The sequence below is a fragment of the Novosphingobium sp. GW821-FHT09E05 genome (genome assembly GCF_059416165.1).
The window spans coordinates 388,803-401,437 of record NZ_JBWKOQ010000002.1; the positions used below are offsets into that span (position 1 = coordinate 388,803).

10 protein-coding genes are annotated in these 12,635 nt (G+C 69.4%); 5 read left to right on the forward strand and 5 right to left on the reverse strand.

Annotation, left to right across the window (positions count from 1 at the left end):
- Positions 1-13: 13 nt before the first annotated feature.
- Positions 14-898, forward strand: coding sequence for a sulfurtransferase (locus tag AC07M9_RS13705; protein WP_494884307.1), 885 nt, complete (start codon positions 14-16; stop codon positions 896-898).
- Between the two features lie 84 nt (positions 899-982).
- Positions 983-3,889, forward strand: coding sequence for a CHAT domain-containing tetratricopeptide repeat protein (locus AC07M9_RS13710; RefSeq protein WP_494884308.1), 2,907 nt, complete (start codon positions 983-985; stop codon positions 3,887-3,889).
- A gap of 15 nt (positions 3,890-3,904) precedes the next feature.
- Here the strand turns inward: AC07M9_RS13710 and AC07M9_RS13715 are convergent, their stop codons facing one another.
- From AC07M9_RS13715 to AC07M9_RS13735, 5 genes are all read right to left on the reverse strand, one after another.
- Positions 3,905-4,450, reverse strand: coding sequence for a glutathione peroxidase (locus AC07M9_RS13715; RefSeq protein WP_007685373.1), 546 nt, complete (start codon positions 4,448-4,450; stop codon positions 3,905-3,907).
- Positions 4,451-4,519: 69 nt separating this feature from the next.
- Entirely contained in the window at positions 4,520-5,482 is a 963-nt protein-coding gene (locus tag AC07M9_RS13720; RefSeq protein ID WP_494884309.1) for an NAD-dependent epimerase/dehydratase family protein, read from the reverse strand.
- A 4-nt stretch (positions 5,483-5,486) separates the two neighbouring features.
- Positions 5,487-6,173, reverse strand: a complete 687-nt coding sequence (locus AC07M9_RS13725; protein WP_494884310.1) for a glutathione S-transferase family protein — start codon at positions 6,171-6,173, stop codon at positions 5,487-5,489.
- A gap of 110 nt (positions 6,174-6,283) precedes the next feature.
- A complete protein-coding gene (locus tag AC07M9_RS13730; RefSeq protein WP_494884311.1) occupies positions 6,284-6,919 on the reverse strand; it encodes a CoA transferase subunit B in 636 nt (211 codons plus the stop codon).
- A complete protein-coding gene (locus AC07M9_RS13735; protein ID WP_494884312.1) occupies positions 6,919-7,626 on the reverse strand; it encodes a CoA transferase subunit A in 708 nt (235 codons plus the stop codon). The genes AC07M9_RS13730 and AC07M9_RS13735 overlap by 1 nt, the downstream gene beginning before the upstream one ends.
- A 105-nt stretch (positions 7,627-7,731) precedes the next feature.
- Between AC07M9_RS13735 and AC07M9_RS13740 the strand changes: the two genes are divergently transcribed.
- From AC07M9_RS13740 to AC07M9_RS13750, 3 genes are all read left to right on the forward strand, one after another.
- A complete protein-coding gene (locus AC07M9_RS13740; RefSeq protein WP_494884313.1) occupies positions 7,732-8,619 on the forward strand; it encodes a LysR family transcriptional regulator in 888 nt (295 codons plus the stop codon).
- Between the two features lie 197 nt (positions 8,620-8,816).
- Positions 8,817-9,599, forward strand: a complete 783-nt coding sequence (locus tag AC07M9_RS13745; RefSeq protein ID WP_494884314.1) for a universal stress protein — start codon at positions 8,817-8,819, stop codon at positions 9,597-9,599.
- Between the two features lie 691 nt (positions 9,600-10,290).
- Positions 10,291-12,606, forward strand: a complete 2,316-nt coding sequence (locus AC07M9_RS13750; protein WP_494884315.1) for a CDC48 family AAA ATPase — start codon at positions 10,291-10,293, stop codon at positions 12,604-12,606.
- Positions 12,607-12,635 lie beyond the last annotated feature (29 nt).

Here is a 12,635-nt window from a genome sequence, read left to right on the forward strand (position 1 = left end):
GGCAGCGCATATCATGGTCTACGAAACGCTGATCGGCGTCGATGCGCTGCAGGGCCTGATAACGACCGGCAGCGATGTGCTGCTGCTCGACTGCGAGTTCGACCTGGGCGCTCCGGACAAAGGCACCGAAATCTACGCCAGGGGCCATATCCCCGGCGCCCGCCATGCCCACCTCGACAACGACCTCGCCTCGCCGCCCGACGGACGCAACGGGCGCCACCCGCTGCCCGCTCCGGTGGCGATGGCAGCTTGGCTGCGCGGACAGGGACTGCGCAAGGGACAGCAGGTCGTCGCCTACGACAGCAGCGGCGGGGCCTGGGCGGCGCGGGCCTGGTGGCTGCTGCGCTGGCTCGGCCATGCTCAGGTCGCGGTGCTCGACGGCGGCAAGCCCGCCTGGGTCGCCGCCGGGCTGCCGCTCGAGACCGGGACGACGCCGCGCGCCGCCTCGGGCGACTTCGAGGCCGGCCCGTCGCTGGTGCCCGCCCCCGTCAGCGCCGCCGACGTCCTCGCCCAGATCGGCACGGGCGCGGCGCAGGTCCTCGACGCGCGCGATCCCTCGCGCTTCGCAGGCGCGCCCCACCCGCTCGACCCGGTGGCCGGGCACATTCCCGGTGCCCGCAACCGCTTCTTCCGCGACAATCTTGCGCCCGATGGCCGCTTCCGCGATGCCGGCAGCCTCGCCGCCGACTTTTCGGCGCTGCTGGAGGACACCCCCGCCATCCTGCAATGCGGCTCGGGCGTCACCGCCTGCCACAACGCACTGGCCATGGCGGTCGCCGGCCTGCCCGCCGGCCGTCTCTATCCGGGCTCGTGGAGCGAGTGGACCACCGATCCCGCGCGGCCGGTCGCGGCCCGGGCGACGGGACATGAATTTCACCCGTCATTACAGAACTTGTGAGTTGTATTAACAGCCGAATGCGCTTTTCCTCGGACGACCGAGCGATCACTTGCGGCCGTTCGCGTTCACCGGGATAGAGACTGGATGCGCAGGCTGTGGTGCGCGATCGTGCTGGCAATCATGCTCCCGGGCGCCGCGGGGCCGCGCCCTTCCCCGACGGGCGACGAACTGCACGCACTGCGGGGCTACGACACCAGCGGCGATCCCGAAACCGCGCTGCGCCATGTCGACGACGTGCTCGCGCGCGCGGGCCGCGACCGCCGCGTCGATCCGGTCGATCTGCTCTATGCCCGGGCGGTGCGCGCGCAGGCGCTCTCTTCTCTCGACCGCACCGAGGAGGCGCTGGCGCTGTTCCAGGAGGTCGAGGCCGGGCTGGAGGCGCGCAAGGCGCCGCTGACCGCTGACCGCGCCGGGCTGCTGCTCCACATCGGCTCTGAACTGGGCTCGCTCGGCAAGCTGGACGAGGCGGAGGCCTACACCCGCCGCGCGCTGGACCTCGCCGCGCGCCTCGAAGGCCGGCAGAGCCCCGAATACGGCGAGGCGCTCTATGGCCTCGGCCTGATCGAATACCAGCGCGGCCGGCAGGTCGATGCGATCCCGCTCGTCGCCGAATCGGTCGTCATCGCCCGCAACCACGCCGCCGCGACCGGCGAGAACCTCGAAGCCCCGGCCAGCTGGGGGATCAGCCTCGCGGCCTTGCAGCTCTATGTTTCGGATGCCGAGACGGCGATCGTCACCGCGCGCGAAGCGGCCACCTGGGCCGAGGCGCACCTGCCCGAAAACCACCGCGTGCGGGTCGCCACCACGCAGCAGCTCGGCGCCATCCTGTCGGAGGCAGGCCAGTACGCGCAGGCGATCCCGCTGCTGCGCGCCGCGCTGGAAAAGCGCCGGGCGATCCTGCCGCCCGGCAGCCCGCAAGTGGCGATGTCGCTGCACGCCCTCGCCTACGCGCTCGACAATGCGGGCATGCGCGGGGAGGCGGGGCCGCTCTATGACGGGGCCGTGGCGATCTTCGAGGCCCATCCCGATCGCCTGCAGGCCAACGGGCTGTCGACCATGATCGGCCAGCAAGCGCGCATCGCCGCCTGGGACGGCGACTACGACAGAGTGCTCGCGCTGCGTGAGAAGGCACTGGCGGTGGCGCGCAAATATTCCGCCTCGGCCGAGGACCTGACCGTGCTGACGGCTGAGTACAACCTCGCCAGCGTCCTCGTCGATGCCGATCGGCCGGACGAGGCCGCCCCGCTCATCGCCCACGCGCGCGAGGGTTTTTCTCGCGGGACCAGCCCGACCAACAAGCGCCGCATCACCGTCACCGCGCTCGCCGCGCGCATCGCCGCCGAGAACGGCAAGGCGGACGAGGCGCTCGCGATGCTGTCCGCCGGCCTCGCGCCCCTGCGTGCGCGCCTGCTCGACCGCGCCACCGCCCGCCGCGACGTGCTCTCGATGGCGGCCGAATTCCGCCTGTCGTTCATGCAGCTGGCGCGCATCGCCGACCGGGCGGATGCGCAGGCCGAGGCGTTCGATGCCCTGCAGATGGCGAACCTGGGCGACCTGCAGGGCGCGTTCTCCTCGCTCGCCGTGCTGCAGGACAGTTATGGTCCCCAGGCGCGCGAGGCGATCCGCAGCTACCTCGCGCTTGCCGCGCAGGGGCGCCAGCAGCGCAAGGCGCTGGACCAGGCGCTGATCGCGGGCGATGCCGCCGCCGCCCGCGACCTCACCGCGCAGGTTGCCGCCCTCGACACGAAACTGCGCGCAGCGGATGCCGCCGTCGCCGCGCTGGTGCCGGGTTACCAGGCGCTTACGGCGGTGGAACCGGCAAGGCTCGCCGATGCTCGCGCGCGGCTGCGGCCCGGCCAGGGCCTGCTCCTGATCGGCAGCGACAACATCGGCCTCGTCACGCAGCTGGTCACCCGCGATGCGGTGGTCATCGGCTCGGGCGACGTATCCCCCCGGCACCTGCTGGAACTGCAGCAGCGCCTGCGCGGCTCGGTCGAGGCGGGCCTGCTCGACCGGACACATGCCGGGTTCGACCGCCGCTCCGCCTACGAACTCTACGGGCTGGTCTTCCCCGAGGCCATCCGCCGCGCGCTGAAGTCGGTGCGAGAGCTGGAGATCCTGGCGCCCGGGAGCCTCTCGACGGTGCCGTTCTCGGCGCTGGTGAGCCGCCCTCCCAGGGGCGACGACGCCGATCCCCAGGCGCTGCGCGAAACGCGCTGGCTGGCGCGCGACCATGCGGTCAGCGTGATGATCAGCGCCTCTCCCCTGCCGCGCCGCCCCGCCTCCTCGGACAAGGAGGCGACCTTCGCGGGGATCGGCGCGCCGCTGCTCGGTCCGCCCGCGATGCTGGCCCTGCGCTCGGCGCCGCGCCTGAGGGCGGGCGATGTCGGCGTCGATGCGCTTGCCCAGCTCCCCGGCCTGCCCGACGCCGCGCGCGAACTGCGCGACATGGCGAGCCGCTTCGGCCCCCGGAGCCAGCTGCTGATCGGTGCCGACGCCACCGAGACGGCGGTGAAGCAGGCCCCGCTCGACCGGGCGCGGGTGATCGCCTTCGCCACCCACGGCCTCGTCGGCGGCGCACTGCGGGGCGTGGTCGAACCGGCGCTGGTGATGACGCCCCCGCGCGTGCCGAGCGCGCTCGACGATGGACTGCTCACTGCCTCGGAAGTGGCGCAGCTGCGGCTCGACGCGGACTGGGTGATCCTCTCCGCCTGCGACACCAGCGCGGGCGACAGCGAAAACGCGCCGACTTACTCGGGTCTCGCGCGGGCGTTCATCTCGGCGGGCTCGCGCGCGCTGCTTCTGTCGCACTGGCCGGTGCGCGACGACGTGGCCGGACGCCTGACGCTGCGCACGCTGGAAGGCGCAAGCTCCGGCCTGTCGCGGGCCGAGGCGCTGCGCCGCGCCCAGCTGGACGTGATGCGCGATCCCTCGATTCCCGGCGGCGCCCACCCCGCAAGCTGGGCGCCGTTCGTCCTGGTGGGGGACTGACGCCCCCCGCCCGGATTACTTCGCCAGTTCGGCCTCGATCGCGCCGATCAGCAACGGGTCCGTGGGCGCGGTGCCCGGAGCGAAGCGGCCCGCGACCGAGCCGTCGCGCGCGATCAGGAACTTCTCGAAGTTCCACAGCACTTCGGGGTCGTCGTTCGGCGTCATGCCATAGCCCTTGAAGCGCTCCTTCATGCTGGCGACGTCGCCCTGCTTGGTCGGCACGGCTTCGGTCAGCGCGGCGTAGAGCGGCTGCTTGGCCTCGCCGGTGACGTCGGCCTTGGCGAAGAGCGGGAACGAGACGCCGTAGTTCACCGAGCAGAACTCGGCGATTTCCTCGTGGGTCCCGGGCTCCTGCGCGCCGAAGTCGTTGGCGGGGAAGCCGAGCACTTCGAAGCCCTTGTCCTGGTACTCCTTGTAGATCGCCTCGAGCCCTTCGTACTGCGGCGTGAGCCCGCACTTGGACGCGACGTTGACGACGAGAAGCACCTTGCCGGCATGATCGGCGAGGCTGTCGGACTTGCCGTCGATACGCTCGAGCGGGATGGAGGCGAGGTCGGCCATTCGAGATTCTCCCATGTGATGACCGGCGGGTTATGGAGTGCCCGTCTGACCGCCGCAAGACAGTCGGCATCATCCGCGGGATGGCTGTCCCAGCACAGGCGACACCCATTCCGGATTGTGCGCGAAAGGCATCTCTGCGCCGCGGCGCAGCGCGTCGAGGATCGCGGCGAAGTCCGTCCGCGCGCGCCAGCCCAGCAGGCGTTCGGCCTTGGCGGGATCGTAGACCCGCTCGATCCGTTCGGGCAGCACCCAGCCGGCCTGGGCGTAGAGCGCCTCGGCCTCGGGGAAGTGGCGGGCGATCACGGCGCGGGCGTCGGTCGCCAGTTCCGCCGCATCTTCGCAGCCGAACGGCGGCGGGGCGGACAGCACGAAGGTCTCGCACCCCTCGACCCGCTCCAGCGCTGCAAGATGGGCGAGCGCCGCGTCGGCCACGGTCAGGCGGCGGTTCAGGAACTCGTTGGCCTTGAGGTTCGGGCCGGAGGGCACGGCATGGGTATCGTCGTCCTCGGGGAAGAAGCGGCCGGTGCGCAGGATCGCCACCGCCATCCCGCTCTCCCGCGAAACGAGGCGGCACAGGTCCTCGGCGGCACGCTTGGTGAGCCCGTAGACGTTGCGCGGGGCGATGGGGCCGAAGCTCTCGTCCATCCACCAGGCGCCCTGCTCGCCCGCCCCGGCGCGCACGTCGCCGCGCACCATCAGCGAGGTGGTGGAGGTGAACACGAAGCGCGCATGCCCGGCCTCGGCGGCGGCTTCCAGCAGGTTGAGCGTGCCGGTCACGTTGACATCGACGAAAGCCTGCCGCGGGAACCGCGCGATGTCCGGCTTGTGCAGCGCGCCGCCGTGGATCACCGCCTCGATGCCATGATGCGCGACCGCCTGGAACACCAGGCCCCGGTCGGCCACCGAGCCGACGATCGTGGTCGCCGCGCCGGGCGTCACGTCTAGCCCGACGACGTCGTGCCCCCGCGATTCCAGCAGCGGCGCGAGGTGCCTGCCGAGCCAGCCCGAGGAGCCCGTCAGCAGCACCCGCATCGGATCAGCCTCCGTTCCGATAGTCCGCGATGATCTCGCCCGCTGCGGCCAGTTCCGCCTCGTGGCCTTCCTCGCGCCATTCCTCTGCCAGGGCTTCTTCCTCCCACTGGCGCATCGCAGGATGGGCGAGCACGGCGTCGACCCACGCCTGGCCGCGCCCCACGTCGAGCCCGTAAGTACGCACGCGGAAGGCGACCGGGGCGTAGAAGGCGTCGAGCACGGTGAACTCCGGCCCTGCCAGCCATGGCCCGCCGAAGCGCGACAGGCCTTCCTCGAAGATTTCGCGCACCCGGTAGATCTCGCGCACCAGTTGCCCGTCCATCGGCCGGGGCTTCACCCGCACGCCCACGTTCATGGTGCAGAAGCCGCGCAGCGCCGGGAAGCCGCCGTGCATCTCGCAGACCGCGCTCTGGGCATAAGTCCGGGCGTCCTCGTCGGCGGGCCAGACGCCGGGATGACGGTCGGCAAGGTAGAGCGCGATGCCCAGCGAATCCCAGATCGTGCGCTCCTCGTCGATCAGCACCGGCACCTGTCCGGTGGGCGAGAAGCTGCGGAAGGCGTCGTAGTTCACCGGCATGGTGAACTGTTCCAGCTCGTCCTCGAAGGGAATGCCGAGGGCCTTCATCAGCACCCAGGGGCGCAGCGACCAGCTCGAATAGTTCCGGTTCGCGGTGATCAGCGTGTAGGTCATGGGATTCCTCTCGGCGTCGAGTGCGAGGAGGAATAATGACAAGTCCCGAGGAAGGCGAGCCCCCTCGCGGCAACGTCGTCCCCGCGAACACGGGGACGACATCGGCGGCTTCAGCTCACGTAGTGCGCGGTCGTCTTCGCGGCGATTTCCTCGGCGGTGACGCCCGGCGCCATCTCGACCAGCCTGAACGGGCTGTCGTGGTCGGCGCGCTGGAACACCGCGAGGTCGGTGATGACCATGTCCACCACGTTCCGGCCCGTCAGCGGCAGGGTGCACGCGGGGATGAACTTGGGATCGCCGTTCTTGGAGGTGTGCTCCATCACGACGATAATTTTCTTGACGCCCGCGACGAGATCCATCGCGCCGCCCATGCCCTTGATCATCTTGCCCGGGATCATCCAGTTGGCGATGTCGCCGTTCTCGGCCACTTCCATCGCGCCGAGCACGGTCAGGTCGATATGCCCGCCGCGGATCATGCCGAAGCTCTGCGCGCTGTCGAAGTAGGCCGACTGCGGCAGTTCGCTGATCGTCTGCTTGCCGGCGTTGATGAGGTCGGGGTCGACTTCGTCCGGGTAGGGGAACGGCCCGATGCCGAGCATCCCGTTCTCGCTCTGCAGCGTGACGGTGATGTCCTGCGGCACGTAGTTCGCCACCAGCGTCGGGATGCCGATGCCGAGGTTCACGTAGAACCCGTCCTCAAGCTCCTTCGCCGCGCGCGCGGCCATTTCATTGCGATTCCAGGGCATCAGACAGCCTCCCTCTCGCGGGTCGTCGTGAACTCGATCTTCTTGTCATAGGGCGCGCCCACGACGATACGCTGGACGAAGACGCCGGGGAGGTGGATCGCGTCGGGATCGAGGCTGCCCACCGGCACGATCTCCTCCACCTCGACCACGCAGACCTTGCCGCAGGTGGCGGCGGGCACGTTGAAGTTGCGCGCGGTCTTGCGGAACACGACGTTGCCGGTCTCGTCCGCCTTCCATGCCTTGACGAGGCTGAGGTCGGCGAAGATGCCTTCCTCGAGGATATATTCCTGCCCGCCGAAGACCTTCACTTCCTTGCCCTCGGCGACCTGGGTGCCGACGCCGGTCCTGGTGTAGAAGCCCGGGATGCCGGCGCCGCCCGCGCGCATACGCTCCGCCAAAGTACCCTGCGGGCAGAACTCGACCTCGAGTTCACCGGCGAGGAACTGGCGTTCGAACTCCTTGTTCTCGCCGACGTAGGACGAGATCATCTTCTTCACCTGCTTCGTGCGCAGCAGCTTGCCGATGCCTTCGTTGTCGATGCCGGCATTGTTCGAGGCGAAGGTCAGGTCCTTGACCCCTGCATCGCGCACCGCGTCGAGCAGGCGCTCGGGGATCCCGCAGAGGCCGAAGCCGCCTGCCGCGATCAGCAGGCCGTCCTTGAGCACGCCTTCCAGCGCGGCCTCGGCGCTGGGATAGATCTTCTTCATGAGGCAAATCCTCTCCGATTGCGGAGCGGAAGCTAGAGCGCGTCTCCCATTACGAATAGGGATTATTTTTTATCAATTCCGATAGCCATTGGTTATCAGTTCAGCATGAAGCGCATCGCCCTGTTCCATCTCGAAACGCTGATGTGGATCGACCGGCTCGGCACCTTCGCCGCCGCCGCGCAGCGGCTCAACACCACCCAGCCCGCCATTTCCGCCCGTGTTCGCGAGATCGAGGACCAACTCGGCGTCCAGCTGTTCCAGCGCGAGGGGCGGCGAATGGTGCTCTCCGCGCGCGGGCGGCGGCTCGTCCAGGCGAGCGAGCCATTCTACCACGGGCTCGAACAGGTGCTGCTGGAGGCGAGCGACTTCGCGGGCGCCACCGGCGCGGTGCGCATCGGCTCGGGCGAGATCGCGGCGGCGAGCTGCCTGCCCGCCTTCATCCAGGCGATAGAGCGCGACCGGCCCGGCGTCGCCATGGAGATCGAGATCGACCTCACCGCGCCCCTGCTGGCGCAGCTGCTGGCGGGCACGCGCGACATCGTGTTCCTCGCGGGGCCCGTGGCGAGCCCCGGCATGCGCACCGCGCCGATCGGCTCGGTGGACCTGGTCTGGGCGGCGGGGGCCGAGGTGGCGGAGGCGGGCGGGTTCGCCAAACCGCTGCCGGTGTGGTCCTTGCCCGACCACTCGCCGCTCCACGCCGTCACCCACGAGACGCTGGAGGCGCATGGGCTCACCCCGCGCGCGCTGCACACCTGCAACAACGTGCGCACTCTCATAGAGATCGTCGCCAGCGGCCAGGGCGCGGCGGTGCTGCCTGAGACCATGGTGCGAAGCCACCTGCTCGCCGGGACCTTGCGCGAGGTGCTGCCGCGACCGGCGCAGGGCGTGCATTTCGAGGCGGCGATCCGCACGCGGGAGCGAGACCCGGTGATCCTCGACCTCTTCGCGCGGGCGGCGCGGCTGACGATCGATCCGCTCAAGGTCGCAGATTGACGTCGTCCCAGCCTTAGCCGGGACGACGGGATGCGCGAATGTTACCGTGTATGTCCGGCTGCAACCGCCCCGCATGCCGCTCGTTTCTGCCATGACTCCTGCGCAAAACGGCGCCCCCCGCGCCCGCGTTTGATCCCGGTCATGGAACCGGCACGCGCAGGGCTCCGGCCCCAGGCCGCTCATATGGGAGACAGACCATGCGCTCGATACTCGTGAACGCCGACCGCAAGCCCGGCACCCAGGCCCGCATCCGGACCGCCGCCGACATCGCCCGCCGCGCCGACGGCCATGTCACCGTGCTCGTCGATACCCCGGTGTCGCGCTACATCGCGATGGACCCGATGGGCGGAAGCTACGTGATGTCCGACGCGCTCGACAAGGCACGCGAGGAGGACGACGCGGTCGCCGCCGCCGTCGAGGCGCAGCTGGCCGGCAGCGGCGTGGCCTTCGACGTCATTCGGTGCGAGGACGAGCCGGTGACCGCGCTCGCTCATGCGGCGCGGCTGGCGGATCTGGTCGTCGTCTCGCGCTCGGCGGGACTGGCGGGCGACCTCGCCCTCACCTCGCGTACCCCGATCCTGGCGCTGGCGGACGACAAACCGCTCGACGTGCCGGTCCGCCGCGCCTGCGTCGCCTGGGATGGCGGCGAGCAAGCCGCGGCGGCCCTGCGCGGTGCAGTGCCTTTGCTCGCCACCTGCCACTCGGTGACGCTGCTCTCGGTGATCGAGAAGAAGGGCGGTTTCCCCGCCACCGAAGCGCTGCGCTATCTGGCGCGCCATGGCATCGGCGCCGAATTCGAGGAGCACGAGCGCCGCGATTCGACCGAGCAGACCCTCGCCATCGCAGTGACCCAGGCCCACGCCGAGCTGCTGGTCATGGGCGCCTACGGCAAGAGCCGGATGCGCGAGTTTCTGTTCGGCGGGGTCACGGCGCATTTCCTCGATGCGCAGAGCGCCCCTGCGCTCCTGCTGGCGCACTGAGTGAAGTGATTTTCCGTAGCACCGACCTGTCCTTCGCCTGCTGCGTCCTCCACCCCACGCGGATTGTTGCTGCGCCGCTGCGTCGGAATATCCAATCCCCAGCGATACTAAGCAGGGCAAGCAAATGGCGCAGCGCAGCAGACAAACGTTTGCGCGCATCGCTCCGGCGGTACGAACCGTCGCTGCGATGGGGCCAAACCTGAACATCGGTTCATTATCATACAAGGCAGGATTGTTGAGGTTTTGCGCCCACTCCCATGCTTCGTGCAGCAATATGCAACTTTGTTTGCGTTTTTAGCAACACTTCCGCATCACTTCGCACTTGCACAATAAGCCGAGTCGGGTCATACAGACAGTGCCTTTCAGGCATCCTCTCCCAAAACTTCCAAGGCCCGGTCGGCAACGATCGGGCCATTTTTTTGCCTAAATTTTGAGCAGCGAATGCCGTGATCTGCATTTCTGCAGCACTCCGCAGCGTGCCCAAAAAACAGGCAGTTCGGTCACGCGTCTGGGATCGCTGCTCGCGGGCCGCGGCGCGAATCGGGGAACCGCCCATCGCGGCGCGTGTTGCTCCGGGCGTCGGGCGGTTTGAAATCACTCGGAGCGATACCTAGCTTCCGATCTCGCCGCCCGATCGAGCCGCGCTTCATGCGAGAGGCCATCGGGAACGGGATCGAAGAAGGGAAGCGCGATGGCGGATACGGACATCAGGACAGACGAGCGCACGGTCAGGCTGCAGGTTGCAGCTGCCCGTCAGGAAGAGAGTGGCCAAGGCATCGCCCGCCTCTCGCGCGGCGCGCTGTCCGAAATCGGCGCGCTGGAAGGAGACGTGCTGGAGATCACCGGCAAGGCCGTCACCGTGGCGCGCGCCGTGCTCGCCTATGACGAGGACGAGGGCCTCGAGGTCATCCGCCTCGACGGGCTCCAGCGCGGCAATGCCGAAGTCGGCTCGGGCGACCACGTCGTCGTGCGCAAGACCGAATCGCGCCCCGCCCAGCGCGTCGTCTTCGCCCCTGCGCAGAAGGACATGCGCCTGCAGGGGCCGGCGGCGGCGCTCAAGCGCAACTTCTTCGGCCGGCCGATGGTGCAGGGCGACCTCGTCGCCACCGCCGGCCAGCAGCAGGTCGCGGACATCCCGCCGCAGCTGCGCCGCATGTTCAACGCGCCCGCCTATGCGCTGACGCAGATCCGCCTCAACGTCGTCTCCACCACCCCGCGGGGCATCGTCCACATCGACGAGAACACCGAAGTGGAACTGCGCGAGACTTTCGAGGAGGCGCACGACGCACGCGGCGACGTCAACTACGACGATGTGGGCGGCATGGGCGACACCATCCGCCAGCTGCGCGAGATGGTCGAGCTGCCGCTGCGCTATCCCGAGCTGTTCACCCGCCTCGGCGTCGCCCCGCCCAAGGGCGTGCTGCTCCACGGCCCGCCGGGCACCGGCAAGACGCGCCTGGCGCAGGCGGTCGCCAACGAGAGCGAGGCCAGCTTCTTCTCGATCAACGGGCCCGAGATCATGGGCTCGGGCTACGGCGAGAGCGAGAAGCACCTGCGCGAGATATTCGAGGAAGCGACCAAGGCCGCGCCTGCGATCGTCTTCATCGACGAGATCGATTCGATCGCCCCCAAGCGCGACCAGGTCCACGGCGAGGCGGAAAAGCGCCTCGTCGCGCAGCTGCTGACGCTGATGGACGGCCTCAACAGCCGCGCCCACGTCGTCGTCATCGCCGCGACCAACCGGCCCGACGCGATCGACGAGGCGCTGCGCCGCCCCGGCCGCTTCGACCGCGAGATCGTCATCGGCGTCCCCGACGAAAAGGGCCGCCGCGAAATCCTGGGCATCCACACGCGCGGCATGCCGCTGAGCGAGCGCGTGGACCTGAACGAGCTGGCCCGCACCACGCACGGCTTCGTCGGCGCCGACCTTGCCGCCCTCGCCCGCGAGGCCGCGATCGAGGCCGTGCGCCGCATCATGCCCAAGCTCGACCTCGAAGCGCGCACCATCCCTGCCGAAGTGCTCGACAACCTGCAGGTCTACCGCGAGGACTTCCTCGCCGCCCTCAAGCGCGTCCAGCCTTCCGCCATGCGCGAAGTCATGGTGCAGGTGCCCAACATCGGCTGGGCCGACATCGGCGGGCTCGACGAGGCGCAGCTCAAGCTCAAGGAAGGTGTCGAACTGCCGCTGAAGAACCCCGAAACGTTCCACAAGCTGGGCATCCGCCCGGCCAAGGGCTTCCTGCTCTACGGGCCCCCGGGCACCGGCAAGACCCTGCTCGCCAAGGCCGTCGCCAAGGAGGCCGAGGCGAACTTCATCTCGATCAAGTCGTCCGACCTCCTCAGCAAGTGGTACGGCGAGAGCGAGCAGCAGATCGCCCGCCTCTTCGCGAGAGCAAGGCAGGTCGCGCCCTGCGTGATCTTCATCGACGAGATCGACAGCCTCGTGCCCGCGCGCGGCATGGGCGGTGGCGGCGGCGAGCCGCAGGTCACCAGCCGCGTGGTCAACACCATCCTCGCCGAGATGGACGGGATGGAGGAGCTGCAGTCGGTCGTGCTGATCGGCGCCACCAACCGCCCGGCGCTGGTCGATCCGGCGCTGCTGCGGCCGGGCCGGTTCGACGAACTCGTGTACGTCGGCACCCCCGATGCGGCCGGGCGCGAGCATATCCTGGGCATCCACACCGGCAAGATGCCGCTGGCCGACGACGTCTCGCTCGCCTCGATCGCCGAGCGTACCGCGCGCTTCACCGGCGCCGACCTGGAAGACGTGGTCCGCCGCGCCGGCCTCGTGGCTATCCGCAAGCGCGGGGCGGCGGTGGAACAGGTGACGGCAGCGGACTTCGAGGACGCCCTCGAGGACAGCCGCGCCACGGTAACCGAGGAGATGGAGGAGGAATATCGCCGCATGAAGGGCGAACTGAAGAAGCGCGCCATGGAAGTCACCCCGATCGGCTTCATCGCCCCGGGCATGGTGGCCCCCACCCGCGAGCGCAAGCACGGCGACTGACCCCGCCGCGAAGTGAAAAGGAAAGGCCC